Annotated in this window: 17 protein-coding genes and 2 tRNA genes; 10 read left to right on the plus strand and 9 right to left on the minus strand. The window is 62.3% G+C overall.

Annotation, left to right across the window (positions count from 1 at the left end; genetic code table 11):
- Window positions 1-97: 97 nt before the first annotated feature.
- From ilvC to AC1RNN_RS03510, 4 genes are all read left to right on the plus strand, one after another.
- Window positions 98-1,114: a ketol-acid reductoisomerase gene (gene ilvC, locus AC1RNN_RS03495; protein WP_493085946.1), complete on the plus strand. Its 1,017-nt coding sequence runs from the start codon at window positions 98-100 to the stop codon at window positions 1,112-1,114.
- Window positions 1,115-1,268: 154 nt separating this feature from the next.
- Window positions 1,269-2,102: a CDP-diacylglycerol--serine O-phosphatidyltransferase gene (gene pssA / locus AC1RNN_RS03500; protein WP_493085944.1), complete on the plus strand. Its 834-nt coding sequence runs from the start codon at window positions 1,269-1,271 to the stop codon at window positions 2,100-2,102.
- A gap of 21 nt (window positions 2,103-2,123) precedes the next feature.
- Window positions 2,124-3,662: a 2-isopropylmalate synthase gene (locus AC1RNN_RS03505; RefSeq protein WP_493085943.1), complete on the plus strand. Its 1,539-nt coding sequence runs from the start codon at window positions 2,124-2,126 to the stop codon at window positions 3,660-3,662.
- Between the two features lie 132 nt (window positions 3,663-3,794).
- Window positions 3,795-4,862 (plus strand): serine hydrolase, encoded by a 1,068-nt coding sequence (locus AC1RNN_RS03510; protein WP_493085941.1) that lies wholly within the window; start codon window positions 3,795-3,797, stop codon window positions 4,860-4,862.
- 44 nt (window positions 4,863-4,906) lie between these two features.
- Here AC1RNN_RS03510 and AC1RNN_RS03515 read toward each other — a convergent pair whose 3' ends face one another.
- From AC1RNN_RS03515 to aat, 3 genes are read right to left on the minus strand one after another with little or no spacing between them, the layout of a single operon-like run.
- Window positions 4,907-5,692, minus strand: a complete 786-nt coding sequence (locus tag AC1RNN_RS03515; RefSeq protein ID WP_493085939.1) for an IclR family transcriptional regulator — start codon at window positions 5,690-5,692, stop codon at window positions 4,907-4,909.
- Between the two features lie 20 nt (window positions 5,693-5,712).
- Window positions 5,713-6,516, minus strand: coding sequence for an arginyltransferase (locus tag AC1RNN_RS03520; protein ID WP_493085937.1), 804 nt, complete (start codon window positions 6,514-6,516; stop codon window positions 5,713-5,715).
- Window positions 6,517-6,528: 12 nt separating this feature from the next.
- Window positions 6,529-7,236, minus strand: a complete 708-nt coding sequence (gene aat / locus AC1RNN_RS03525) for a leucyl/phenylalanyl-tRNA--protein transferase (RefSeq protein WP_493085936.1) — start codon at window positions 7,234-7,236, stop codon at window positions 6,529-6,531.
- A 115-nt stretch (window positions 7,237-7,351) separates the two neighbouring features.
- On the opposite strand from aat, the gene AC1RNN_RS03530 reads away from it, so the two are divergent.
- Window positions 7,352-7,428, plus strand: a tRNA-Pro gene (locus tag AC1RNN_RS03530).
- 40 nt (window positions 7,429-7,468) lie between these two features.
- Window positions 7,469-7,545: transfer RNA gene (locus AC1RNN_RS03535), tRNA-Arg, on the plus strand.
- Between the two features lie 9 nt (window positions 7,546-7,554).
- Here the strand turns inward: AC1RNN_RS03535 and AC1RNN_RS03540 are convergent.
- The 3 genes from AC1RNN_RS03540 to AC1RNN_RS03550 all read right to left on the minus strand — a co-directional run bounded on the left by AC1RNN_RS03540 (window position 7,555) and on the right by AC1RNN_RS03550 (window position 11,231).
- The gene (locus AC1RNN_RS03540) at window positions 7,555-8,667 is read right to left on the minus strand and encodes an endonuclease/exonuclease/phosphatase family protein (protein ID WP_493085934.1); all 1,113 of its coding nucleotides are present in this window, start codon (window positions 8,665-8,667) and stop codon (window positions 7,555-7,557) included.
- Between the two features lie 154 nt (window positions 8,668-8,821).
- Window positions 8,822-9,667 (minus strand): glutamate racemase, encoded by an 846-nt coding sequence (murI, locus tag AC1RNN_RS03545; RefSeq protein WP_493085933.1) that lies wholly within the window; start codon window positions 9,665-9,667, stop codon window positions 8,822-8,824.
- Window positions 9,668-9,680: 13 nt separating this feature from the next.
- Window positions 9,681-11,231 (minus strand): fumarate hydratase, encoded by a 1,551-nt coding sequence (locus AC1RNN_RS03550; RefSeq protein ID WP_493085931.1) that lies wholly within the window; start codon window positions 11,229-11,231, stop codon window positions 9,681-9,683.
- Window positions 11,232-11,495: 264 nt separating this feature from the next.
- Here AC1RNN_RS03550 and fumC point away from each other — a divergent pair, with 264 nt between their 5' ends.
- The 3 genes from fumC to AC1RNN_RS03565 all read left to right on the plus strand — a co-directional run bounded on the left by fumC (window position 11,496) and on the right by AC1RNN_RS03565 (window position 19,152).
- Window positions 11,496-12,899, plus strand: coding sequence for a class II fumarate hydratase (gene fumC / locus AC1RNN_RS03555; RefSeq protein ID WP_493085929.1), 1,404 nt, complete (start codon window positions 11,496-11,498; stop codon window positions 12,897-12,899).
- A gap of 141 nt (window positions 12,900-13,040) precedes the next feature.
- Window positions 13,041-15,038 carry an acetate--CoA ligase gene (acs, locus tag AC1RNN_RS03560; protein WP_493085927.1) on the plus strand — a complete coding sequence of 666 codons (1,998 nt, stop codon included), beginning with the start codon at window positions 13,041-13,043 and terminating at the stop codon, window positions 15,036-15,038.
- A gap of 151 nt (window positions 15,039-15,189) precedes the next feature.
- Window positions 15,190-19,152 carry a PAS domain-containing hybrid sensor histidine kinase/response regulator gene (locus AC1RNN_RS03565; RefSeq protein WP_493085926.1) on the plus strand — a complete coding sequence of 1,321 codons (3,963 nt, stop codon included), beginning with the start codon at window positions 15,190-15,192 and terminating at the stop codon, window positions 19,150-19,152.
- Between the two features lie 16 nt (window positions 19,153-19,168).
- On the opposite strand, the gene AC1RNN_RS03570 is transcribed toward AC1RNN_RS03565, so the two are convergent.
- Window positions 19,169-19,873 (minus strand): response regulator transcription factor, encoded by a 705-nt coding sequence (locus tag AC1RNN_RS03570; RefSeq protein ID WP_493085924.1) that lies wholly within the window; start codon window positions 19,871-19,873, stop codon window positions 19,169-19,171.
- 122 nt (window positions 19,874-19,995) lie between these two features.
- Entirely contained in the window at window positions 19,996-20,163 is a 168-nt protein-coding gene (locus AC1RNN_RS03575; protein ID WP_493137320.1) for a spore coat protein U domain-containing protein, read from the minus strand.
- Between the two features lie 93 nt (window positions 20,164-20,256).
- Here AC1RNN_RS03575 and AC1RNN_RS03580 point away from each other — a divergent pair, with 93 nt between their 5' ends.
- Window positions 20,257-22,887, plus strand: a complete 2,631-nt coding sequence (locus AC1RNN_RS03580) for a putative bifunctional diguanylate cyclase/phosphodiesterase (protein WP_493085922.1) — start codon at window positions 20,257-20,259, stop codon at window positions 22,885-22,887.
- Here the strand turns inward: AC1RNN_RS03580 and AC1RNN_RS03585 are convergent.
- Window positions 22,829-25,885: a response regulator gene (locus tag AC1RNN_RS03585; RefSeq protein WP_493085920.1), complete on the minus strand. Its 3,057-nt coding sequence runs from the start codon at window positions 25,883-25,885 to the stop codon at window positions 22,829-22,831. The genes AC1RNN_RS03580 and AC1RNN_RS03585 overlap by 59 nt on opposite strands.
- Window positions 25,886-26,148 lie beyond the last annotated feature (263 nt).

Here is a 26,148-nt window from a genome sequence, read left to right on the forward strand (position 1 = left end):
ACAGGAATTGTTTGGCGACAGTGTTTACCGTTCGCCCTGAGCTTGGGTAATTTTTGCAACCGGGCGCTTTCGCCAATATTTAATTTCGGAGAGAAAAATGAAAGTTTTTTACGACAAGGATTGTGACCTCAGCCTGATCAAGGGCAAGACTGTGGCCATCATCGGTTACGGCTCCCAAGGCCACGCCCACGCACAAAACCTGAATGACAGCGGCGTGAAGGTCGTGGTCGGTCTGCGCAAGGGTGGCGCTTCCTGGGACAAGGTTGGCAAGGCCGGCCTGAACGTTCTGGAAGTGAACGATGCCGTGAAGGCTGCTGACGTGGTCATGATTCTGTTGCCTGACGAGCAAATCGCCGAGGTCTATAACAACAACGTAGCCCCCAACATCAAGCAAGGCGCTTCGCTGGCCTTTGCCCACGGCTTCAATGTGCACTACAACCAAGTCGTGCCCCGCGCCGATCTGGACGTGTGGATGGTCGCCCCCAAGGCACCCGGCCACACCGTGCGTTCCACCTATGCCCAAGGCGGCGGCGTGCCCCACCTGGTGGCCGTGCACCAGGACAAATCCGGCAAGGCCCGTGACCTCGCCCTGTCCTACGCCATGGCCAACGGTGGCGGTAAGGCCGGCATCATCGAAACCAACTTCAAGGAAGAAACCGAGACTGACCTGTTCGGCGAACAAGCCGTGCTGTGCGGCGGCGCTGTCGAACTGATCAAGATGGGTTACGAAACCCTGGTTGAAGCTGGCTACGCTCCCGAAATGGCCTACTTCGAGTGCCTGCACGAGCTCAAGCTCATCGTGGACCTGATCTACGAAGGCGGCATTGCCAACATGAACTACTCCATCTCCAACAACGCGGAGTTCGGCGAGTACGTGACTGGTCCTGAAGTCATCAACGAAGAATCCCGCAAGGCCATGCGCAACGCACTGAAGCGCATCCAGAACGGTGACTACGCCAAGATGTTCATCCAGGAAGGTCGTCTGAACTACCCGAGCATGACCGCCCGCCGTCGCAACACTGCCGACCACAGCATCGAAGTGGTGGGTGGCAAGCTGCGCGCCATGATGCCCTGGATCGCCAAGAACAAGCTGGTGGACCAAAGCCGCAACTGATACCCTGCGTATCGAGCGAAAGGGCCACTTCGGTGGCCCTTTTTTATGCGTGGCCCCAACCAGGTGGCGGCCTGCCACTGCTTTACACTGCGTGGAGTTGGTGCCCCCTGAAACGCAGGCCGTTGCGGCGTGTGCGGGCACGCAAGGAGAGACTATGCATGACGGTTCGGATTCGAAAGCGGTAGCCCCCGACGCGGTGGTGACGATCAAGCGGCGCAAGGGCATTTATGTGTTGCCCAACCTGTTTACGCTCGCGGCCCTGTTTGGTGGCTTCTACGGCATTGTGATGGCCATGAATGGCCGTTTTGACCTGGCCTGCGTGGGCATTTTTCTGGCCATGGTGCTCGATAGCCTGGACGGACGTGTGGCCCGCATGACCAACACGCAAAGTGCGTTTGGTGAGCAGATGGATTCGCTGTCGGACATGGTGTCCTTTGGTGCTGCGCCAGCGCTGATCTCCTACGTCTGGGCCTTGCAGGGGCTGGGCCGCTGGGGCTGGATTGCTGCCTTTGTCTATTGCGCCTGCGCCGCGCTGCGCCTGGCGCGTTTCAACGTGAATACCGGCGTGGTCGACAAGCGCTACTTCCAGGGCCTGCCATCTCCCGCCGCCGCGGCGCTCGTTATTGGTTTCATCTGGCTGATGACCGAGACCGGTATCAAGGGAACTGAAGTGCTATGGGGCATCTCCATTCCCTGGGTTACCTTTGGCTTCGCGCTCTATGCAGGCCTGACCATGGTGACCAATGTGCCTTTCTACAGCTTCAAGGATGTGAGCATGAAGAAGAGCGTGCCCTTTGCCGTGATCGTGCTGATTGCCCTGGGCATTGCGATCATCAATATCGACCCACCGACAGTGATTTTTGGTGTGTTTGTGGTGTACGGCCTGAGCGGCTATGTGATTTATGGTGTGCGGCGCGCACGTGGTGTGCGCACCAGTGTGATCAGCACATCCACGGACGAGCCCGAAGAGCGTGGCCTGCACATGTAATGGATGCGTGAGGAGAACAAGATGAGCGACAAACTGATTATTTTTGATACCACCTTGCGTGATGGCGAACAATCGCCTGGCGCGTCCATGACACGCGATGAGAAGCTGCGCATTGCGCGCCAGCTCGAACGCCTCAAGGTGGATGTGATCGAGGCCGGTTTTGCGGCCAGCTCCAACGGTGATTTCGAGGCCGTGCAGCTGATTGCCAACACGATCAAGGACTCCACCATTTGCTCGCTCTCGCGGGCCAATGACCGTGACATTGCGCGCGCTGCCGAGGCCCTGAAGGGGGCCAATCGTGCGCGTATTCACACCTTCATTGCGACCTCTGCGCTGCACATGGAGAAGAAGCTGCGCATGACGCCCGAGCAGGTGCTGGAGCAGGCCAAGCAATCGGTCCGCTTTGCGCGCAATCTCGTGGCCGACATCGAGTTCAGCCCCGAAGATGGCTACCGTAGCGATGTGGATTTTCTGTGCCGCGTGCTGGAGGCCGTGATCCACGAAGGTGCGACCACCATCAACGTGCCGGATACCGTGGGTTACGCCATTCCTGAGCTGTATGGCAACTTTATCAAGACCCTGCGGGAGCGCATTCCCAATTCGGACAAGGCGATCTGGTCCGTGCACTGCCACAACGACCTGGGCATGGCCGTGGCCAATTCCCTCGCTGGCGTGAAGATTGGCGGTGCGCGCCAGGTGGAGTGCACCATCAACGGCCTGGGCGAGCGCGCGGGCAACTGCAGTTTGGAAGAAATCGTCATGGCGGTGAAGACACGCCGCGACTACTTTGGCCTGGAGCTGGGTGTGGACGCGACGCACATTCTGGCCGCAAGCCGCATGGTCAGCCAGACCACGGGCTTCGTTGTGCAGCCCAACAAGGCCGTGGTGGGCGCCAACGCCTTCGCGCACGCCTCGGGCATTCATCAGGATGGTGTGCTGAAAGCGCGTGACACCTACGAGATCATGCGTGCCGAGGACGTGGGCTGGACAGCCAACAAGATCGTGCTGGGCAAGCTCAGCGGGCGCAATGCCTTCAAGCAGCGCCTGCAGGAGTTGGGTGTGCAGCTCGAGAGCGAGGCGGAGATCAACGCCGCTTTTGCGCGCTTCAAGGAACTGGCCGACCGCAAGAGCGATATCTTCGACGAGGACATCCTAGCTTTGGTCAGCGATGACAGCGTGACACAGGATAACGAGCAGTATAGCTTTGTCTCCCTCTCGCAACACAGCGAAACCGGTGAGCGTCCGCATGCTGCTGTGGTCTTCACGGTCGGCGGGAAGGAGGTCAAGGGTGCCTCAGATGGCAATGGCCCGGTCGACGCGTCGCTCAAGGCCATTGAGTCCCATGTGCAGAGCGGGGCTGAGATGGTGCTGTACTCGGTGAACGCGATCAGCGGCTCCACCGAGAGCCAAGGGGAGGTGACCGTACGCCTGCAAAACAGCGGGCGGGTGGTCAATGGTGTGGGCGCGGATCCCGACATCGTGGTCGCCTCTGCCAAGGCCTATCTGAGCGCCTTGAACAAGCTGCAGAGCAAATCTGACCGGGTTGCTGCCCAGGGTTGAGGTCTGACGTCAAAATATTCTTGAGGTTTGGCCTGCAAGTTGTTGATAACGCATGGGTTTTCTGTTTAAACTCCAGCCCGTATCAATTGGCTGTGTAGGGGAATTGCAATTTCCCTGCCCCTGGAAGGACTTATGCTGAAACGCGGACTCATGCAACTCTGTGTTGGCGGCCTGGTGGCTGCTTTCATATTCCTGCCCCAGGCTGGTGCAGCTGCCCAACACAAGAAGCACCGCGCGGCGCAAACTGCTGTGAAGCAGGCCCAAGTCAAGAAGACGGCGTTGAAGAAAGTCGCCGCGAAGACCTCCGTCAAGAAGCTGGCCCGTGCCAAGGCGACCCACAAGGTGGTGGCCGTGGTGCCTCCGCGGCCCTCTTTTGGCCAATTGGCGGGCTTGCATGGTATGCAGGACGATCTGGATCTGAAATCCAGCGTTGCCTTGGTGGTGGACCAGGATACCAATGAAATTCTGTTCAGCAAGAATGAATCGGCTGTTCTGCCGATTGCCTCCATCACCAAGCTGATGACCGGGGTTCTGATCAGTGAATCCCAGTTGCCCATGGACGAGGTCATCACCATCACCCAGGCGGATGTGGACACGGAAAAGGGCAGTTCCTCGCGTCTGCGTGTTGGCACGGAGCTGAGCCGTGGCGAGTTGCTGCATCTGGCCCTCATGGCCAGCGAAAACCGCGCAGCCCACGCACTGGGCCGCACCTACCCCGGTGGCGTCCAGGTGTTTGTGAACCAGATGAATCTGAAAGCCAAGCTCATGGGCATGCAGGACACCCGCTATGTTGAGCCTACCGGCCTGTCGAGCAAGAACCAGTCAAGCGCCAAGGACCTGGCAACGCTGGTCAACTATGCCCACAGTGACCCGGTTCTGCGTGAGTTGTCGACCTCTACTGGCTACCAGGTTGCCGTTGGCAACCGTACCCTGCAGTACAACAATACCAACCGACTGGTGAAAAACCCGTCCTGGGATATTGGCTTGCAGAAGACCGGTTACATCACCGAAGCTGGCCAGTGCCTGGTCATGCAAGCCAAAGTGGCCGGCCGCAAGCTGATCATGGTGTTCCTTGATTCGGCTGGCAAGCTCAGTCGTATTGGCGATGCAGAACGCGTGCGCAAATGGGTGGAGAGCAATCACGCTCCGGTGTCTCGCGTTGCCCCTCTGGCAAGTCGCGAACACGCCCGTCGCGGGTAATTCTTCTCTTCTCTGGCCGCGGCGTGTGCATGCGGCTGTCTTAACTACCTTTTAGCGCCCCGGTAACCCAGCGTTTCGGAGATCTGTTGGGCAGTTTCTTTCAGCTTGGGTAGCCAGTCATCTTCCAGACGGCCAGAAGGTGCAGAGATTGACAGGCCTGCAACCAGCTTCCCCTGGTCGTCATAAATGCCTGCTGCCATGCAGCGCACGCCCAATTCCAGCTCTTCGTTGTCACCGGCTTGGCCGTACTGGCGAACTTTGGAGAGTTCGCGTTCCAGAGTGTCCAGATCTGTAATGCTGTTCTTGGTATGGCCTTGCAGGCCGGTGCGGGTGGCGTAGGCGCGGGTGCGCAGGGGGTCGTCCGCAGCGAGAAAAAGCTTTCCGACGGAGGTGAGGTGCAGAGGAGCCCGACCACCAATGGCACGCACTACCTGCATGCCTGAGCGCTCACTGTAGGCGCGCTCCACATAGATGATCTCGTCACCCTGGCGCATGCTGAGGTTGACCGGTTGTTGCGTCAACTTGTGCAGTTCGCGCATGGGAATGAGTGCCGCGTCGCGCACATTCAGCCGGCCCTTGACCAGATTGCCCAACTCCAGAAGGCGCATGCCCAAGCGGTAACTGCCCGATTGCGGGCGGTCCACAAAGCGGCCTGCAACCAGATCGTTGAGGATGCGGTGGGTGGTGGACGGGTGCAGGCCCGCCCGTTCACTGATCTCCTTGAGGGGAATGGCATCCTCGCGCGAGGCCAGCACGTCGATGAGGGTGAACATGCGTTCAATCACTTGCACCGTGGGGGTGCTGGGCGGGTCGAGGTCTTTTTTGGTCATGGTCGGTCAGTCACCCGATGTTAACCCTGCGCCGGCCCATCGCCTGCGGCGGTGTGGTGCGGGGCCGACGAATCAGGCTCCAGAGGGGTGGTGACGGTACGCCATTGCCCGTTTTGCAGCAGTTCATAGGGGCGAAACAGGGACTTGTAGCGCATCTTGGGGCTTTGTTCGATCCAGTAGCCCAGGTATACATAACGCAGGCCCAGGCGTTTGGCCTGGGCGAGCTGCCACAGGACATTGAAGGTACCGTAGCTCGCCTGTGGTTCCGGATCAAAGAAGGTATAGACCGCAGAAATGCCGTCATCCAGCACGTCGAGGATGGACACCATCTTCAGCGCGCCAGGGATGCCGTCCCGCGCGGGCTCCCGGAACTCCACCAGCCGCGAGTTGACCCGGCTTTGCAGCAGGAACTGGATGTACTGGTCCACGCTGTCCTCATCCATGCCGCCACCCGCGTGGCGGCTGGTCTGGTAGCGCAGGTAGAGGGCGTAATGTTCTGCCACGTAGCCTAGACGGAGTACACGAACCTCCAGTGCTTCGTGTTGCTTCCAGGCCCTGCGCTGGCTGCGGTTAGGCGTGAAAGTCTGTGCATCGACCCGCAGGGGGGTGCAGGCCTGGCAGCCATCGCAGTAGGGGCGGTAGGTGAACATGCCGCTGCGCCGGAACCCCTTGGCAACCAGACCGGAATAGGCGGTGTTGTCGATCAGGTGGCTGGGTGTGGCCACTTGGGATCGGGCCTGGCGGTCTGGCAGATAGCTGCAGTCATACGGTGCCGTTGCGTAGAACTGCAGCGTCTGGAGCGGGAGGTCTGTCAGGTCGGTCATCGTGCCATGGCATCAGGCAGGCAAAAGTTCGCTCCAGTATAGAGGGCTGAACTGCCATGTGGGCGCAGGGGCGTGTCTGGCCTGTTCTACGTGTTTGGCGAACGCAGCCCGTGGCATTTCGCGAGCCCCCATGGACGCCAGGTGCGGCGTGTTCTGCTGGCAGTCAATCATGGCAATGCCATGGTGACGGCAAAAAGCCACCAAGCCCGCGAGTGCGATCTTGGAGGCATCGGTCTCGCGCATGAACATGGATTCACCAAAGACGGCCTGCCCCAGTGCCACGCAGTACAGCCCACCGACCAGTTTGCCATCTGCCCAGGTCTCCACACTGTGGGCCAGCCTTTGCGCGTGCAGTGCGCAATAGGCGTCCACCATGTCATCCACGATCCAGGTGCCAGACTGGCCCCTGCGCGCACTTTGGGCGCAGGCGTGTATGACTTCGCCAAAGGCGGTGTCCATGCGCACTTCGCAGCCCGGCGTGCGTGTGAAGGCTTTCAGGGTTTTGCGCAGGGAGGGGTGCAGACGGAAATCCCGGGTCTGCAACACCATGCGCGGATCGGTACTCCACCAAAGGATGGGCTGCCCTTCACTGAACCACGGAAACACGGCCTGGCTGTAGGCGGCCTGCAATGTGGCGGGGGAGAGATCCGCGCCCGCTGCGAGCAAGCCCGGTGCATCCGTGTGGGCGCCCCAGGCTTCGCGGGGGTCGGGAAATGGCATGCCGGGTTCCAGCCAGGGCAGGGAGGGCGTTCGGTGGGACACGGCGCAGAAAACGGGAATTAATTGGAATGGCGGGCCAAAGGCCCCAAGCTTCGCGGGTTAGAATACCAGTTGTCGGGGCGTAGCGCAGCCTGGTAGCGCATCTGCTTTGGGAGCAGAGGGTCGCGAGTTCGAATCCCGCCGCCCCGACCACCATTCAATTACAAAGGCCCTTTCAGGGCCTTTGTTCTTTGTGCCCGTAGCTCAGTTGGATAGAGCAACAGCCTTCTAAGCTGTGGGTCGGGGGTTCGATCCCCTCCGGGCACGCCAAATCCCTTGTCAGATATCCAGATCCACCCATAAGGCCGCATGGTCCGACGCCGCCTCGTCCGGGTGGCTCACCTCCGGGAAATGGGGCCATAGGGTGCCCTTGGTGCCGCCCCACATGCCGCGCCGCTCCACACCGGCGGCTTTGACCTTGGCGTAGAGCGCGGGCGAGAGCAATATGTAGTCCAGCTTGGCCGAAGGGCCGCAGTTGCCATGGGTGCCGGCCCTGCCGCCGCTGCTGTACTTGGGGTGGCTGGAGATGTCTTTCAGGGTGCTGCCTTGCCGCAGCAGCGGGTCCAGCGGGCCGTTGGCGGGGATTTCGTTCAGGTCGCCCACCACGGCCACCAATGCGTCGCCTGCGGTGATGTGGGCGTCGTAGATGTCGCGCACGCGTTGGGCCTGGCGCTTGCGCTTGGCGTCGTTCACGGCCTGGCTGCCGTAGCCCTTGCTCTTGAAGTGGTTCACCAGCACCCAGAGGCGCAGGTCTTTAGGCAGGGCGATTTCGTACTCCGCGCAGTCGCGGCTGAAGATGGAGCCTTTGGCGTCGGTGTCATCCACATGGGAGCGGATGGACACGATGGGGTATTTGGCGCGGGTCATCAGCCCGACGTCGATACCGCGCTCGTCGTTGCCGTCCACCAGCATGACATGGTCAAAGGGCTTGCCGCCCACGTCTTTGAGTACCTGCTCGTTGAACAGGCGCAGCGTGGTGCGGTCCTCCGCCTCAATCACCGCTTGCACATCAGCTCCGATGGCGTCCAGCACCCGCGCCGTGTTGAGGGTGGCGGTTTCGTTGACGGGTTCCGTCTTCAGCTCCACCCAGCCAATCCAGCTGCTGCGCCCGGTGGCCACGATTTCAGCTTCGCCCACGCGCGGACGCTTGATGAGCTGGCCGCGAATTTTCCGCAGGACGAGCAGGGGGCTGTCGTCCGTTTTGAGCAGGCCGTTGTCAGCCAGCAGCTTGAGCATGCGCTTCTTGTCGGCGGCGCTGTAGCTGGGCTTCTGGAACAGGGTGTTGAGCTCTTTCTGGGCTTCCAGGGCGGGCTTGCCCTCGGTCCAGTTCTGGCTGTTCAGGGCCTTGGCCCTGTCAAACATGTTTTCGACGTTGAACGTGGCAATGCGCATGGACGACTCCCTTCAGGTGGTGATGACCTATCGACCGCGCAGGATGGAAAGCATCGCGCCCTATGCTGGGCGCTGATGCGGGCTGCGCTGGCGCGCATTATTCGGGGAGTGGGAGTATTTGTCCATGCACCGAATGGACTGGGGAGGTGAAGGCTTAGGGCCGTTGCGTGGCTGGGGATTCGGCGACCAGCGGCTGCACCCGGGCGTCCCAATCCAGCCAGCGCGCCGCCGCCTGGGCTAGCGCGTTCGTGTCTCCGGTGCTGAAGAAGAGGGTTGAGGCGTTGGTGCGAGCGGTATCGCTGGCCAGCAGGCCGGCTGCCTCCAGCAGGCGGCGGGTTTGCCGGGCGACGGGGGCGCCGCCTTCGAGCAGGCGCACGTCCGGGCCGATGTGCTGGCGCAGCACGGATTCCACAAAGGGGTAGTGTGTGCAGCCCAGCACCAGGGTGTCCATTTCTCCGGGTTCAAGGCCAAATGAGCCCATAGCCCGCGTGTAGTCTGCGCAAAGTACTCCTATTTTTGTAGCGTCGTTGCGCTCGATTGCAATCGCCAGCCCGTCGCAGGGCTGCAGCACAAAGCGCGCCTGGCCTTCCAGGCTGGCCAGCAGGGTCTGGAACTTGCTGCTCTGCAGGGTGCCGCGCGTGGCCATCACGCCGACCACCTTGGTCTCGCTCGCTGCAGCTGCGGGCTTGAGTGCGGGTTCTATGCCGACCAGGGGCAGGGTCGGTTTGGCTGCGCGTATGCCTTTGATGGCTGCCGCCGTGGCCGTGTTGCAGGCCACTACCAGCGCCTTGATCTGGTGGTGTTCCAGCAGGTAGTCGGCGATGGTGTGCGAACGCAGGGTCACAAAGGCATCGTCCCGCTCGCCATACGGCGCGTAGCCGCTATCGGCCACGTAGACGAAGCGCTCATGCGGCAGCTCGGCGCGCAGCGCGCGCAGCACGCTGAGGCCTCCCACGCCGCTGTCAAACACCCCGATGGGGCGATTTGCGCCGTCTGCCATGGCCGCTACTCGGTCAGGCGCTGGTAACGGGAATGCTCTTGAATTCGCCCGTGGCGATCTTCTTTTGCCACTCGGCGGGGCCGGTGATGTGGGCGCTGGTGCCGCCCGAATCCACTGCCACGGTGACCGGCATGTCGACCACGTCGAACTCATAAATCGCTTCCATGCCCAGGTCTTCAAACCCCACCACCTTGGCGGTCTTGATGGCCTTGGACACCAGGTAGGCGGCGCCGCCCACGGCCATCAGGTAAGCGCTCTTGTGCTTCTTGATGGCTTCGATGGCGACCGGGCCGCGCTCGGACTTGCCGATCATGGAGATCAGGCCGGTTTCGGCCAGCATCATCTCGGTGAAACCGTCCATGCGAGTGGCGGTGGTGGGGCCGGCGGGGCCCACGGCCTCGTCACGCACCGGGTCCACCGGGCCCACGTAGTAGATGACGCGGTTGGTGAAGTCCACAGGCAGCTTCTCGCCCTTGGCCAGCATGCCCTGGATGCGCTTGTGCGCGGCGTCGCGGCCGGTCAGCATCTTGCCGTTGAGCAGCAGGGTCTGGCCCGGTGTCCAGCTGGCCACTTCATCGCGGGTCAGGGTGTTCAGGTCTACGCGCTTGCTCTTCTTGGTGTCGGGTGTCCAGTTCACGTTGGGCCACAGGTCCAGGCTGGGTGGGGTGATGTAGACCGGGCCGCTGCCGTCCAGCACAAAGTGGGCATGGCGCGTGGCGGCGCAGTTGGGAATCATAGCCACGGGCTTGCTGGCGGCGTGGGTGGGGTACATCTTGATCTTGACGTCCAGCACGGTGGTCAGGCCGCCGAGACCCTGCGCGCCAATGCCCAGGGCGTTGACCTTCTCGTACAGCTCCAGGCGCATCTCTTCCACCTTGTCCAGCGCTTCACCGCGCGAGGACTTGGCCTGCAGTTCGTACATGTCCAGGTCGTCCATCAGGCTTTCCTTGGCCATCAGCACGGCTTTCTCGGCGGTGCCACCAATGCCGATGCCCAACATGCCGGGCGGACACCAGCCTGCACCCATGGTGGGCACGGTCTTCAGGACCCAGTCCACGACGGAGTCACCGGGGTTGAGCATGACCATCTTGGATTTGTTCTCGGAGCCGCCGCCCTTGGCGGCCACGGTCACGTCGATCGTGTTGCCGGGCACCAGCTCGGTGAAGATGACGGCGGGCGTGTTGTCCTTGGTGTTCTTGCGCAGGAATTGCGGGTCGGCCACGACGGAAGCGCGCAGCGTGTTGTCGGGGTGGTTGTAGCCCTGGCGCACGCCTTCGTTGATGGCGTCGTCCAGGCTGCCGGTGAAGCCTTCCCAGCGCACGTCCATGCCCACTTTCAGGAATACATTGACGATGCCGGTGTCCTGGCAGATGGGGCGATGGCCGGTGGCGCTCATTTTGCTGTTGGTCAGGATCTGCGCAATCGCGTCCTTGGCCGCGGCGCTCTGCTCGCGCTCGTAGGCGCGGGCCAGATGGGCGATGTAGTCGGCGGGGTGGTAGTAGCTGATGTACTGCAGGGCGGCGGAGACCGATTCGATGAGGTCGGCTTGGCGGATGGTGGTCATGGAGGGCCTGGCTGGGGTAGGTTGAAACGGAACGCCCTCAATTATCCCTTGGCCGCGCAGGGGGGGTACAGCCCGGCTACGGGAAACCTCTTGCTACATTAACCATAGCTGCTCGCGCAATATTGACGGGGGATAGAGGCCTGTTTCGCTTGAAAGCACGCTCAGGGCAGCTGGAAGTACTGGTTGGGCGTGGTGCCGGGCTGCGCCGCCTGGTCGATGCCCATTGATGCAAAGCGGTCTTGGTGCGGGAGACAGAATGCGTCCATGACCACCACGAGCCCTCCCTCCACGCGCACCGAGCGCGACACCTTTGGCCCCATCGAGGTCCCCGCTCACCGCCTGTGGGGTGCGCAGACGCAGCGCTCGCTGCAGAACTTCGATATCTCGGGCGAGCGCCAGCCCGTGGAGATCATCAAGGCCCTGGCCCAGGCCAAGCGCAGCGCGGCCCGGGTGAACTTGGCACTGGGCTTGCAGGATGAGAAAAAAACGCAGGCCATCGTGGCCGCGGCCGACGAGGTGATTGCCGGGCAGCACCCGGACGAGTTTCCGCTGGTGGTGTGGCAAACCGGCTCGGGCACGCAGACGAACATGAACGTTAACGAGGTGTTGGCCAACCGTGCCAGCGAGCTGATGGGCGGCGAGCGCGGGGAAGGGCGGCTGGTGCATCCCAATGACGACGTGAACCGCAGCCAGTCCAGCAACGACGTTTACCCCACGGCCATGCATGTGGCGGCGGTGGATGCCATCACCCACAAGCTGCTGCCCGCCATTGCCACCCTGCGCGCCACGCTGGCGCAGAAGTCGGCCGCATTTGACGACATCGTGAAGATAGGCCGCACCCACCTGCAGGATGCCACGCCGCTGACCCTGGGGCAGGAGTTTTCGGGCTACGTGGCGCAGTTGGCCCATGGGGAAGCCCATGTGCGCGCCGCGCTGCCGCACCTGTGCGAGCTGGCGCTGGGCGGCACCGCCGTGGGCACAGGGCTGAATGCACCCAAGGGGTATGCGGAGGCAGTGGCGGCTGAGCTGGCCGCGCTGACCGGGCTGCCGTTTGTGACCGCACCCAACAAGTTCGAGGCGTTGGCCAGCGTGGACGCGCTGGTGCATGCCCACGGCGCGCTCAAGACGCTGGCGGCCAGCCTCATGAAGATTGCCAACGATGTGCGCTGGCTGGCCAGCGGCCCGCGCAGCGGCATTGGCGAACTCACCATCCCCGAAAACGAACCCGGCTCCAGCATCATGCCGGGCAAGGTCAACCCCACGCAGAGCGAGGCGCTGACCATGCTGGCGGCGCAGGTGTTCGGCAATGACGTGGCGATCAACTTTGGCGGTGCTTCGGGCAATTTCGAACTCAATGTGTTCCGCCCCCTGGTGGCGCACAACTTTTTGCAAAGCGTGCGCCTGCTGGCCGATGGCATGCGCAGCTTTAACGACCATTGCGCCGTGGGCATAGAGCCCAACCACCCGCGCATTGCCGAGCTGGTGGGCCGATCGCTGATGCTGGTGACAGCGCTGAACCCGCACATCGGCTACGACAAGGCCGCCTTCATTGCCAAGAAGGCGCACAAGGAGGGCAGCAGCCTGCGCGAGGCGGCCATCGCCAGTGGCTACCTGAGCGCGGAACAGTTCGACCAGTGGGTGGTTCCCGCCAAAATGACGGGACGGTAGTGCTATGAATTTGCTAGCTGCTTGCGCACTGTCCATGGGGGCTATGGGTCAAAATGGCTTGAATATCCCTTCAGTCAGTGAGGTGTAAGTGGCTGGGCCGACCATTCCGCCAGTTTTTCAATAATTACGAGGAGACAACCCGTGAGTGCACCGTCATCTGCCATTGAATCCATGCTGGTTGAAAACCGCGTATTTCCGCCCAGCGAGGCCACCGTCAAGGCCGCTCGCATTTCCGGCATGGATGGATACAACGCCCTCTGCGCCGAAGCCGAGAAAGACTTCGAAGGCTTCTGGGCCCGCCTGGCCCGCGAGAACGTGGTGTGGAACCAACCCTTCACCCGTACCCTGGACGAATCCAACGCTCCTTTTTACAAGTGGTTCGACGATGGCGAGCTGAACGCATCGGCCAACTGCCTGGACAAGCACATCGGCACGCCCACTGAGAACAAGGTAGCCGTGATCTTTGAAGCCGACGACGGCACGGTCACCAAGACCACCTACAAGGAACTGCTGGCCCGTGTGAGCCAGTTTGCCAATGCGCTCAAGGCCGATGGCATCAAAAAGGGCGACCGTGTGCTGGTCTACATGCCCATGACCCTCGAAGGCGTGATTGCCATGCAGGCCTGCGCCCGCATTGGCGCCACCCACAGCGTGGTGTTCGGCGGCTTCTCGGCCAAGGCCTTGCAGGAGCGCATCATCGACGCCGGCGCCGTGGCCGTGATCACCGCCAACTATCAGATGCGCGGCGGCAAGGAACTCCCGCTCAAAGCCATCGTGGATGAAGGCCTGGGCATGGGCGGCTGCGACACCATCAAGACGGTTTACGTCTTCCAGCGCACCAAGACCGCCTGCAACATGGTGGCCGGCCGCGACAAGACCTTTGACGAAGCCCTGGCCGGCAAGAGCACCGAATGCGCACCCGTGCCCGTGGGCGCGGAGCACCCGCTGTTCATCCTTTACACCTCCGGCTCCACCGGTAAACCCAAGGGCGTGCAGCATTCCACCGGCGGCTACCTGCTGTGGGCCAAGCTCACCATGGACTGGACTTTCGACCTGAAGCCAACCGATGTCTTCTGGTGCACTGCAGACATCGGCTGGATCACCGGCCACACCTATGTGGCCTACGGCCCGCTGGCAGCGGGTGCTACGCAGATCATCTTTGAAGGCGTCCCCACCTTCCCCAATGCGGGCCGCTTCTGGCAGATGATCGAACGCCACAAGTGCACGATCTTCTACACCGCGCCCACCGCCATCCGCTCGCTCATCAAGGCGGCCGAAGGCGATGCCTCGGTGCACCCGGACCGCTCGGACCTGAGCAGCCTGCGCATCCTGGGTTCGGTGGGCGAGCCCATCAACCCCGAGGCCTGGATGTGGTACTACAAGAACGTGGGCCACGAGAACTGCCCCATCGTCGACACCTTCTGGCAGACCGAAACCGGTGGCCACATGATGACCCCGCTGCCCGGCGCCACACCGCTGGTGCCCGGCAGCTGCACGCTGCCGCTTCCCGGCATCATGGCCGCCATCGTGGACGAGGTGGGCAACGACATTGCCAACGGCACCGGTGGCATCCTAGTCGTCAAGCGCCCCTGGCCGTCCATGATCCGCACCATCTGGAATGACCCCGAGCGCTTCAAAAAAGCCTACTTCCCCGAAGAGATGGGCGGCAAGCTGTATCTGGCCGGCGACGGCGCGGTGCGCAGCGCCGACCGCGGCTACTTCCGTATCACCGGTCGTATCGATGACGTGCTCAACGTGTCCGGCCACCGCATGGGCACCATGGAGATTGAGTCCGCCTTGGTATCCAAGACCGACCTGGTGGCCGAGGCCGCCGTCGTCGGCCGCCCGGATGACCTGACTGGTGAAGCCATCTGCGCCTTCGTCGTCTTGAAGCGAGCCCGCCCCACGGGCGACGAGGCCAAGGCGATTGCCAAGGAACTGCGCGACTGGGTGGCCAAAGAAATCGGCCCCATTGCCAAGCCCAAGGACATCCGCTTTGGCGAAAACCTGCCCAAGACCCGCTCCGGCAAGATCATGCGCCGCCTGCTGCGCTCGCTGGCCAAGGGCGAGTCCATCACCCAGGACACCAGCACTCTGGAAAACCCCGCCATCCTGGACCAGCTCGGCCAAGCCTACTGAGCACCTTCCGGCTTCCTGAATAGGCCCGCAGATTGCGGGCCTTTTTTATGGCCATGTTTCCCCGGCACGCCCGGCGACACAATCTCGACACAATTCAGGAAAAGGGTCATGGCCCAATGCCCGGTGGCAATCCAGCTGCGTAAGGGGTAGCATGTCCGAAAACAAGAACCTAGACGATGTCGCTTGGGCCATTGGAAAAGGGCAGGACATGGGGGTGGACTACAAACGCTGGGTGCAGAGCGTGCAGCGCGCGCGGTTGGCGCCACTGCTGACCCTGGCGGCGTGTGCGCTTATCTTGCTGGGGATGGCGGCACTGGACCGCTTTCACGGCTACCACTTCGAGCAAAGCATGCGCCTGGTGCGCGACTTTGAGCAGACGCGCACGCGCTTGCTTGCCGGCTTTCAGCGTCTCGGTACGGATTCACAGCTCATCAGCCTCTCTGAACTGGAGATAGACCGCGACGCCCTGGTGCGGGACTTGCGTCAGCTGCAGGCGACTGCAAAGACCTTGCAAGTTGAGGCCCAGGGCACCCCCGCCGCGTTGAGCGAACATGCGGGCTCGTTGGCCACCCAATTGGAGGAGTTGCCATCCGCCGCCATTGAGCCAAGGGACCGCCCGGCATTGCAAAAGGCGTTCCTGGAGCTGGACGCCGAGATGATGCGCCTGGAATCCTCCAGCGCTGATGCGATGGACCAGCTGCTGCGCCGCCAGCAGATCCAGTACAGCGTGGGCTGGCTGCTGGCATTGGTGGCCATGGCCCTGTTGGGTGTGGCGGTGGCGCGCAATAACCGCGAAGTGACGGCGGCGCAATCCGCCTTGCGCGAGAGTGAGGCCCATTTCCAGCGCCTGCTCAATATGCTGCCGCAACTGGTCTGGACCGCGGATGCAGATGGGTCGGTGGAATACCTCAACCAACGCTGGGCCGAATTCAGTGGCATCTCTACCGCCGACATTCAGGGCCTTGGCTGGACACAGTTGGTGCACCCCGATGACCTGCAACTGCTGCTTGCGCAGTGGGCCGACGTGGGCAAGACAGGCGAAGGCGCGCTGTCTGAGTTCCGCATGCGCAGGCGCGACGGCACCTACCGCTGGTTCAGCGTGCACTTTGGCGTCAGTCGCAATGAGCACGGGCAACCCGTGCGCTGGTTTGGCAGCACCATTGACGTGGACGACGTGCGCACCACGCGAGCGGCGCTGGAGCAGAGCGAACGGTTTTACCGCGACGCACTCAATAGCCTGAACGAGGGCGTCATCATCTTTGATGCGGCTCGCCGCGTGACGGGCTGCAACCCGTCGGCCGAACGAATTTGGGGCCTCTCGCGCACTGCGCTGATGAACTTGGGCTACCAGTTCTGGGATGTGTCGCTGAAGTACGAGGACGGTCGCGACTTGCCGTGGACGGACACCCCGGTGGCCCGGGTGCTTGCTACGGATACGCCTTGCCGCGATATGGTGATCCAGCTGCTGCAACGCAGTGGCAAGGAGTACTGGCTGCTGGTGTCTGCTGAGCCGATACGGGCGAATGACGGCCAAATCACGGCGGTGGTGGCAACCTACCGCGATGTGACAGAGCGCAAGCGCACCCAGCTCGAACTGCGCCAACATCAGGAACGCCTGGAAGCTACCGTTGCCGAGCGGACGCGGGCGTTGACGGCGGAGGTCGGCGCGCGTTCCCTGGTGGAGCAGCAACTGCAAGCCCTGAACGCGCAGCTACTGGAAACCGAGCGTTTCAGCCGATTGGTCGCAGACAACATCCCCGGGCGCATTGCCTACTGGGACCGGGAAGTGCGCTGCCGTTTCGTGAATAAAACCTACTGCGCATGGTTTGACAACACGCCCGAACAAATCCTGGGGCGGACCATGCGCGAGTCGCGCGGTGACGCCTATTACGAGAAGCTGCAAACCTATATCGCGGCGGCCTTGCGTGGCGAGCCCCAACAGTTTGACTGGACGGAAAGCCCGCGGAACGGGGTGTCCCCAGTATCGCGTGTGCAGTACGTTCCGGATTTCCGCAAGGGGGAGGTGCTGGGTTTCTTTGTGCTGGCCGTGGATGTGACACAGCAGAAAAAGGCCGAGCAGATGCTGCAGCTGGCCAATGACGAGCTGGGCAAGTCACGCGACCGGGCCACCTCGGACAGTAAGGCCAAGAGCGCCTTCCTGGCCAACATGAGCCATGAAATCCGTACGCCCATGAACGCCATCATCGGCTTCACCTACATGCTGCGCCGCGACGTGCAGGATGTCCTGCAGCAGCAGCGCCTGCAGAAGATCAGTACGGCTGCCAACCACCTGTTGCAAGTGGTCAACGACATTCTGGATTTGTCCAAGATTGAGGCGGGCCAACTGGTCTTGGAGACGGTGGATTTTTCACTGGACGCCTTGCTGACACGGTCCTGCTCCATGGTGGTGGAGATGGCGCGCGAGAAGGGGCTGGAGTTGGTGGTGGATATTGAGCCACTGCCAGACCGCCTGCATGGGGACCCCACCCGGCTGATGCAGGCCCTGCTCAATTTGCTGAGCAATGCGGTCAAGTTCACGGAGGCTGGCTCAGTCACGCTGCGCGTGGTGCTGCTGGAGCGCGATGGCGAGACGGTGCTGATCCGGTTTGAGGTAGTGGACACCGGCATCGGCATTGCGCCGGCCGAGTTCGCACGCTTGTTCAATCCCTTTGCCCAGGCTGAAAGTACCAGCACGCGTCTGCATGTGGGAACGGGTCTCGGGCTGGCGATCACACGGCATATTGCCGAGCAAATGGGCGGGCAAGCCGGAGGCGAGAGCAAGCTGGAACACGGAAGCCGTTTCTGGTTCACGGCCAGGTTGCGGCATGCTGCCCATCAGGATGCGGCGCCGGCACCCGTGCTGCGCGGGCTGCGCGCCCTGGTGGCGGATGACCTGGCAGAGGCCCGCCACGCGCTGAGCACCATGCTGGAAGGGCTGGGCATGCGGGTGGACAGTGTGCCCAATGGCACGCTGGCGCTGGAGGCCGTGGCCAATGCGCAGGGCGAGCAGGACCCGTACAGCGTGGTCTTGCTGGACTGGGCCATGCCGGGGCTGGACGGGCTGGAGATTGGTGTGCGCCTGAGCGACAGCCTGAATCCGCCGCAGGCCATGGTGCTGGTGTCGACCCGGGACCACGTGTCCATGCACCAGCTGGCGCGGGATGCGGGCTTCGGTGCGGTGCTGATGAAGCCAGTGACCTCCTCCATGCTGGTGGATTGCCTGATGCGCCTGCTCAAGGGTGGAGCCCGCATGAATGGTATGCCCGATGTGGTGGAGCCCGATGATTACCGCCTGCCCGAGCACTACGGGAGCACCACGGTGCTCTTGGTGGAGGACAACCCGGTCAACCAGGAGGTCGCCAGCCAGTTGCTGCGGGCAGCGGGTCTGAATGTGGACGTGGCCGGGGACGGGCAGCAGGCGGTGCAGATGGTGCGGCGCAATACCTACGACCTCGTGCTCATGGATGTGCAGATGCCCCGTATGGACGGCTTGCAGGCGACGCGCCTGTTGCGGCAGGACCCTATGTTTGCAGACCTGCCCATCATTGCCATGACGGCCAACGCCATGCAGGAAGATCGGCTGGCCTGCATGGACGCGGGCATGAACGACCACCTGGCCAAACCGGTCGAGCCGCGCCAGCTGCATCTGGCATTGCTGCGCTGGTTGCCGGCGCAGAAGTCGCCGTTGCCGGTCGTCACAGCGTCTGTAGCTGCATCAGAGGGAGAGGCGGAAGCATCGCACCGCAGCCCGGAGCAGAAACTGGCGCAGATGGCGCATCTGTTAGACCTGAACCAAGCCTACGAGTACTGTGCCGGGCAGGCCGGAATTCTGCTCGGCGTGATGGTCAAGTTCACAGAGCACTATGAAGACGCCGGGAACCGGTTGACGGCGCATCTGGATGCCGGGCAGATGGATGAGGCATCGCGCCTCTTGCATTCACTGCGGGGCGTGAGTGCAACGATTGGCGCCACCGACATCCTCGCGCAAACCAAGCGGCTGGAGCAGGCCATCAAGGAGGGCAACACACCCGAAGGGCTAGTGCCCCTGGCCGCGCCTTTGTGCCGTGCGCTCGATACGCTGGTGGCCGCGATTTCCGCGCAGTTGGCGGATTGAGCGCTGCGGCTCAGGCCTATGTGGCTGGTGCCGCTTCGCCGGGCTCAATGCGTTCAAAGCGGTAGCCAAATCCGTAGATGGGTACCAGCTTCCAGCCATGGGTGCCGTTGAGCAGCAGCTTGCGCCGTACGCGGCTGACATGGGTGTCCACGGTGCGTACATCCACATCGGCGGTAACTCCCCAAACCTTGTTGAGCAGGTAGTCGCGCGAGAGCAGCTTGCCCATGTTCTGGAACAGGCAGACGGACAGGTCGAACTCCCTTTGGGTGAGTTCCACTGTGCTCCCCGCCATGGACAGGCGCTGGCGCTCGATGTCGATTTCGTAGTCTCCGGCGCGCAGCACGGGCAGGCTGCCAGGGCGGGCGCGGCGCGAGGCAGCCGAGACGCGCGCAAGCAATTCCAGTGACTTGGCGGGCTTGACCACATAGTCATCTGCACCGGCTTCCAGTGCCGCCACTACGGCTTCCTCTTCGTCACGCGCAGTGATCACGATGCAGGGCAGTTGCCAGCCGATGTTTTTCCGGATCCAGCGCAGCACCTCTCCGCCATCGCTGTCGGGCAAGACCCAGTCAATGAGCAGCAGATCAAAGCTTTCGCGGCCGAGAATGGCCAGAAACTCAGCCGCAGACTCGAATGCCCGGCAGCTGTGCTGTCCCTGCTTCACCACTACTTCCAGCAGCTCCCGCTGTACCGGATCGTCTTCCAGTATGCCTATATGCATGCTCTCTCCCCCTGTCCTCGATGTCCGGTAGTGTGCACAACCGGATGCCGCAGATCGATTCTTTCCGCGTCCCACATTGTGCAGGGCCTTTGCGGCCCTATCAACAGCTTGCTGTTGCGGCCTCAAAAACTGACATCCACTGTCACGCTGTCTGTATAGGTTGCGGCATTGGGAGCCGCCTGGTCTTGGTAGATGCGTGCGGTGTAGGGAATGGATTGCGGGGTGAGCCCCCATTCTGGGCGTGCAAGCCCGAAAAATCGTGGCAGAACTGTGAACGTGAAAGTGTGAATTCACGCCACACTTTGGCCACAGTTTTGGCGCTGTGCTGAGTCCCAATCGGGAGGCGGACGAACTGTCGTCGCTCTTACTGGAGTCGCTTTCCCATGCAAGCCAAGGACCACTTTCCCTCTCTGGATACCGATGCCCCCAATGGTGTGCAGCAGGCCGTGCTGGACGCGCTGGCCGTGGGTGCCTGTGTTGTCAACGAGGAGCACCTGCTGTTCGCCAACATTACGCTGGAGGCCTTGCTGGGCCATTCGTCGCAAAGCATGCGCGACCTGCGCTTCATCGATTTCATTGCACCCGAGTCCCTGCGTCTCTGGAGCGAATTGCTGCATAGCGCACAGGCTTTGCAAGGCGCTCAATCATTGCGTGTGGCCCTGCGCCACCACCAGGCAGACAACGTTATCTGGGTGGAAGCACGCGCGAAACCGTTGGAGCACGGGGTGCTGCTGGTGACGCTTAGCGACATCACGGAACAGTGGCGCCTGGAGCAGTGTGGACATTTGCGTGACCACGTGCTGGAGCGTCTGGCGCGCGGTGCTGTGCTTGAAAGCGTGCTGCATTCCATCGTCTTCGCCACCGAGGAGCTCATACCGGGACTGCATTGCGCGGTGATGTTGAAAGCGGAGGCGGATGCAGGGCTCGTCCGTGGTGCTGCGCCCAACGTGCCCGAGCTCATGCTGGAGACGCTGGAGTCTGCGCCCCTTGACCAGATCGGCGCCCGCTATGGCCTCGCATTGCAAGCGGGCGAGGTACGCACGGTCAAGAATGTGGGTGTCCTGCCTGTAGACGGCTTTACGGCTTTGGCGGCACTGGCAGGCTTCAAGGCCTGCTGGTCCGAGTCCATCGTCAATGCAGGGGGGCAGGTGACTGCCGTATTTGTGGCCTACTGCGCCGACGTGCGCCTGCTTTCACGCAGTGCCGTGGAGTTGTTGCAGCAGGCCGTCAAGCTCTCGGGCTTGGCCATAGAGCGCAAGCATTCTGAAGAAGAGTTGCAGCTGGCCGCCTTGGTCTACCGCACCAGTGCGGAAGGCATGATGGTGGTGGACACGAAGGCGCGCGTTCTCGCAGTCAACCCGGCGCTGGTGCGCATGACCGGCTATGGTGCCGATGAACTGGTGGGCCAGAGCGTGCATGCCCTGCGCATTCTGCGGGACATGCCAGAGCTCATGCAGTCGCTGTGCGACAGCTTGCTGGCGCAGACCCATTGGGAGGGCGAGGTCTGGAGTGAACGCAAGAATGGCGAATCTTTTGTCTGCTGGGTCAGCATCAACGCGGGTTTGGATGAGGCGGGCGATGTACAACGTCGTGTGTTGCTGTTCTCTGACATCACCAACCGAAAGCAATCTGAGGCTCTCATCTGGCGCCAGGCCAATTACGACCTGCTGACCCAGCTGCCCAACCGCAACATGCTGCAGGACCGTCTGGCGCAGGAAATGAAAGCGGCAGCCTACCGCGGTAGCAGTCTTGCGCTGTTGTCCATCGATCTGGATAACTTCAAGGAAGTCAACGCCACCCAGGGGCAAAGCCAGGGGGACCGTGTGTTGCGCGAGGTGGCGCGCCGCATCACGCAGGGTGTGGGCGATAGGCACACGGTCGCACGCATGGGCAGCAATGAATTTGTGGTGTTGCTGGCGGTGCTCGACGGTGACGAGGACGTTGAATGCCTATTGATGCGCCTGCTGAGCAGTCTGCGCGAGCCCTATGTACTGGAGTCGGTGGAGACGGTGGTCAGCGCCAGCATAGGCCTGGCCTACGCCCAGGTGGACATGAGCGCACAGGAGCTCCTGAATAACGCCAGCCAGGCCATGCGTCTGGCGAAGAGCCGGGGCGGTAGCCAGTATTGCCATTTCACGGCCGATTTGCGCCAGGCTGCACTGGAGCGGCACCTGCTCACCAAGGACCTTCGCTTGGCCGTGGAGCTGCAGCAACTGGAGCTTTACTTCCAGCCCATCGTGGATCTGCGTACCGGCAGAGTGCACAAGGCAGAGGCCCTGTTGCGCTGGAACCATCCCACGCGTGGTCTGGTAGGGCCGTCGGACTTCATCGGACTGGCGGAGCAGACTGGACTGATTGTGGAGATCGGCAACTGGGTATTTGAATCGGCGCTGCGCTGCGTGCGTTACTGGCGCCAGTTGTATGACCCGGACTTTCAGCTCAGCATCAACAAGTCACCGGCCCAGTTTGACCGCAGCGGCAATGTGGCGAAGACCTGGGTGCGGCAACTGCGCGCAATGGATTTGCCGCCACAGGCCGTTGTGGTGGAGATCACCGAGGGCTTGATGCTGAACTCCGAGCCCCATATTGAGCAAGCCATGGCCAGTTACCGCGAGGCCGGCATCCCGCTGGCGATTGATGACTTTGGCACGGGTTACTCCGCCATGTCCTACCTGAAAAAGTTCCAAGCCAATTGCCTCAAGATCGACCAGTCGTTTGTCCGCTGTCTCGGAGCCGATCCCCGTGACCTGGCCTTGCCCGAAGCGATTGTCGTGATGGCCCAACGCCTGGGGCTGGAAGTGGTTGCCGAGGGCGTGGAAACCGAGCTGCAGCGCCAACTGCTGGTTGCCATGGGGTGTGACTATGGGCAGGGCTATCTGTTTGCCAGACCCATGCCTGCGGCAGAGTTTGAACACGTCTTGGCCAGCCAGTCGGAACTGCCCAACCGTGCGGCGCTCATTGAAGCCAGCGCAGCAGCGTGGCGTACAGATCCTGAGGAATCACGGGTTTGCTGACAAAGTCATTCATGCCCGCCGCCAGGCATTCGCGCCGGTCTTCGTCGAAGGCATTGGCTGTCATGGCCAGAATGGGAAGCCCCTGCATGCTGGGCATGGTGCGGATGATGCGGGTGGTTTCGAGTCCGTCCATACCCGCCATCTGGATGTCCATGAGCACCAGCCGGTACGGTTGCTCGCGTATTTTCTCCAGCGCAATCAGGCCGTTCTCGGCGGTGTCCACGCTGAGCCCCACACGGCGCAGCAGTTCAGTGGCCACCTCCCGGTTTACCGGGTTGTCTTCGGTGAGCAGGATGCGCGCGCCGGCATGGCGCGTGCGCAACTCCAGGTCGGTGGGGATACCTGCCTTTTGAGGCTTTTCTTCCGCATGGCCTTGGCCCGCCTGGAGGCGGGCGGTAAACCAGAACATGCTGCCTACGCCCTCCTGGCTTTCTGCGCCGGCCTCGCCGCCCATCATGTGTGCCAGGTGGCGCGTGATGGACAGGCCCAGCCCGGTGCCCCCAAAGCGTCGGCTGGTGGTGACATCGGCCTGGGTGAACGAGTCAAAGAGCTGCGGCAGCTTGTCTGCCGGAATCCCGATGCCGGTATCACGCACTTCGAAACGGACCAGCGTGCCCTGCGGGCCTTCATGGACGATGCGGCCGCTGATGGTCACCGTGCCGCGTGCGGTGAACTTGATGGCGTTGCTGGCGTAGTTCAGCAGGGCCTGGCGTAGTCGTGTCGGGTCGCCGCGCAGCCACTGGTGTGATTGGTCGCCTTCGATTTGCAGTGTCAGGCCCTTGCTTTGAACCTGGGCTGCAACGAGGGAGCGGACATTGTCGAGAATGCCGCCCAGGGCGAAGTCCGTATGCTCCAGCTCCAGGCGCCCCGCTTCGATCTTGGACAGGTCCAGTATGTCGTTGATGATGTGCAGCAGGTGGTGCGCAGCGCCATCGATCTTGTCCAGGCGATCGGCCTGCACGGCGGTGGTCTTGTCGGCGCGCAGCAGCCAGATCAGGCCCAGGATGGCGTTCATGGGCGTGCGGATTTCGTGGCTCATATTGGCCAGGAAGGCGCTCTTGGCGCGGTTGGCCGCATCAGCCTCCGCGCGGGCGGCGCGGAGTTCCGTGGTGCGCTGGTCGACCAGGCTCTCCAGGTGGTGGCGGTGCTGGTCCAGCTCCTGGCCCAGGCGCTTTTTCTCGGAAATGTCTTCCCGCACAGCGACGAAGTGGGTAATGCGTCCATCCTCTTGACGCAGCGGGCTGATGCTGGCCTGCTCCACGTAGCTGCTGCCGTCCTTGCGGCGGCTGTTGAGCTCGCCTTTCCAGACTTCCCCCCGGGCCAGCATGGAGTGGAAGCCCGCCCGTTCGCTGATTGACAAGGCCTCCAGCAGCGCCGGCATGGCGTTGTGTCCCAGCACCTCCTCGCGCTGGTAGCCGGAGGCTCCCAGATAAGCTGTATTCACATACTCCACGGTGCCGTCCAGCGCGCAAATGATGATGCTCTCTGCGCTCTGCTCCACGGCCAGCGACAGTTCGCGCAGGGACGCGTTCGCCGCTTCAGTGCGGGCCCGGGCCTGCACGGCTTCGTTCATCAGAGCCAGCGCTTCCTCTCGCGCGGCTTTCTGTTCGGCCAGCGCTGCGGCCTGGCTGGCCAGCAAGGCGAGTTCGGCATTTTTTTGCTCTGCAATGTCCATGCTGAAAATGGCAATGCCTTCGGCCACAGGCAGTACGTTCAGCGCAAACCAGCCCAAGCTGCCGTCCGGGAACTCGAACTTGTTCTCCGTGTGCTGTGCCGTGCGCTCCTTCATGCAACGCTTCAGGACGGCGAAGGTCGGCGTGTTCTCTATACCTGGGTAGACCTGCATCATGGTGCGGCCCACAATCGCTTCCACGGTCTGGCGGCCCTGCTGGGCGCCGGTCCGGTTGATGTAGCGGTAGCGCCAGTTGAAGTCGATGATCTGGCAGCCTTCGAGCATGTTGTCCAGGGTGTGCTGGTACAGGTCCACACTCTCCCTGAGTGCTGCCTCGGTTCGTGCACGCGTCAAGGCGCTGTGCTCCAGCAACTCCCGCACCGTGGCAATCTCGCTGATCTCCCCCTCCGGGGGCACTGGCTCGCCGGGTTGTGTAAGGGAAACCAGCGAGTCCGTCAGGCGCCGACTTGCCGCCAGGGCTCCAATCACACCGAGCAGCGTGGCGCCCATGATGGACAGCCCCAAGCGCGTGGCGGCCTCCACCATCGGGGCCTGGTAAATGCTGGAAGGAATCTCCAGGGCCACCGTCCACGGTGCGAGTGTGGTGGCGCTGGTGAAGTGGCGTTCCTCGTCGTTCGCGGTGGCCATGTCCGGTCGGGCGGGGCCGCGGTGGGCGATTTCCTGGCCCGTGCTGTCAAGCAAGGCAATCGTCCAGCCGTCGGGCAGCGGCTGGGTGGACAAGCGGGTTTCAAACTGCCGGGTCTCGAAGGTCGCCAGCAACAGGGCCTGCGGCATGCCGCCGCGCAGCACGGGCAATGCGATTGCCACCATTGGTTCTTGGTTGACGGAACCCGAGAAGACGTCGCCCACGGCCGGCTTGCCGGACTTCAGGGCCGAGATGGTAGCGGCGCGGCCTTTGGGCGGGGGTAGGGCAGGGAGCTTGGTGCCCAGCGGCTCACGGGTGTTGAACAGCACTTCCCGCTGCAGGTCGGCCAGGATCACGTGGCCGCCAAAACTCTTGCGGAAGGACTGCGCATGCAGATACAGATCCTCCATATGGCCGGTATCGCCAATCGGCATGCTGTCAGCCAGCATCTGCAGGCCGTTGATCCGTGCGCGCAAAAAACCGTCCACCAGCGCGCTGGCATTCTGGGCCATGCCCTGGGCCCCTTCGCTGCGGGACTGGCTGACATCCTGCACATTGTCAAAAGCCAGGTAGCCAGACAGCACAACCATAGGGGCCACGCACAGCCAGATCAGCCGCGTGAGGAAGGCATGCAGCGAACGTCCCTTGGTCTTTCTGACAGGCGCTAGTGAGGGCTCCATGGCTTGCCCTCGTGGCCTGTTGTTGGGGTGGTGACGGTACAGGAGGTTGCACGCCTCCCTCCCCGCTCGGGAATGGTGGCCGCGTGGTGCACCACAAGGGCGCCATTCAGTAGGGGCATGAAGCCAATTTCCTCATTACCGGTAGAAGCAAGGCATGCTGTAACACTGGCCTGCTCGACCCCAGTCTAGAGAATCCATTTCCTACCGTCCATCCCCCGAATGGGGGATTTTTAGGAATGTTTTATGTATGCAATGGGCGTAAA

Source organism: Rhodoferax sp. GW822-FHT02D07 (genome assembly GCF_058802405.1).

What these genes read in the sequence shown, in the direction of transcription:
- ilvC (WP_493085946.1), top strand. Translation starts at nt 98, where the DNA reads ATGAAAGTTTTTTACGACAAGGATTGTGACCTCAGCCTGATCAAGGGC.
- pssA (WP_493085944.1), top strand. Translation starts at nt 1,269, where the DNA reads ATGCATGACGGTTCGGATTCGAAAGCGGTAGCCCCCGACGCGGTGGTG.
- AC1RNN_RS03505 (WP_493085943.1), top strand. Translation starts at nt 2,124, where the DNA reads ATGAGCGACAAACTGATTATTTTTGATACCACCTTGCGTGATGGCGAA.
- AC1RNN_RS03510 (WP_493085941.1), top strand. Translation starts at nt 3,795, where the DNA reads ATGCTGAAACGCGGACTCATGCAACTCTGTGTTGGCGGCCTGGTGGCT.
- AC1RNN_RS03515 (WP_493085939.1), bottom strand. Translation starts at nt 5,692, where the DNA reads ATGACCAAAAAAGACCTCGACCCGCCCAGCACCCCCACGGTGCAAGTG.
- AC1RNN_RS03520 (WP_493085937.1), bottom strand. Translation starts at nt 6,516, where the DNA reads ATGACCGACCTGACAGACCTCCCGCTCCAGACGCTGCAGTTCTACGCA.
- aat (WP_493085936.1), bottom strand. Translation starts at nt 7,236, where the DNA reads ATGCCATTTCCCGACCCCCGCGAAGCCTGGGGCGCCCACACGGATGCA.
- AC1RNN_RS03540 (WP_493085934.1), bottom strand. Translation starts at nt 8,667, where the DNA reads ATGCGCATTGCCACGTTCAACGTCGAAAACATGTTTGACAGGGCCAAG.
- murI (WP_493085933.1), bottom strand. Translation starts at nt 9,667, where the DNA reads ATGGCAGACGGCGCAAATCGCCCCATCGGGGTGTTTGACAGCGGCGTG.
- AC1RNN_RS03550 (WP_493085931.1), bottom strand. Translation starts at nt 11,231, where the DNA reads ATGACCACCATCCGCCAAGCCGACCTCATCGAATCGGTCTCCGCCGCC.
- fumC (WP_493085929.1), top strand. Translation starts at nt 11,496, where the DNA reads ATGACCACCACGAGCCCTCCCTCCACGCGCACCGAGCGCGACACCTTT.
- AC1RNN_RS03565 (WP_493085926.1), top strand. Translation starts at nt 15,190, where the DNA reads ATGTCCGAAAACAAGAACCTAGACGATGTCGCTTGGGCCATTGGAAAA.
- AC1RNN_RS03570 (WP_493085924.1), bottom strand. Translation starts at nt 19,873, where the DNA reads ATGCATATAGGCATACTGGAAGACGATCCGGTACAGCGGGAGCTGCTG.
- AC1RNN_RS03580 (WP_493085922.1), top strand. Translation starts at nt 20,257, where the DNA reads ATGCAAGCCAAGGACCACTTTCCCTCTCTGGATACCGATGCCCCCAAT.
- AC1RNN_RS03585 (WP_493085920.1), bottom strand. Translation starts at nt 25,885, where the DNA reads ATGGAGCCCTCACTAGCGCCTGTCAGAAAGACCAAGGGACGTTCGCTG.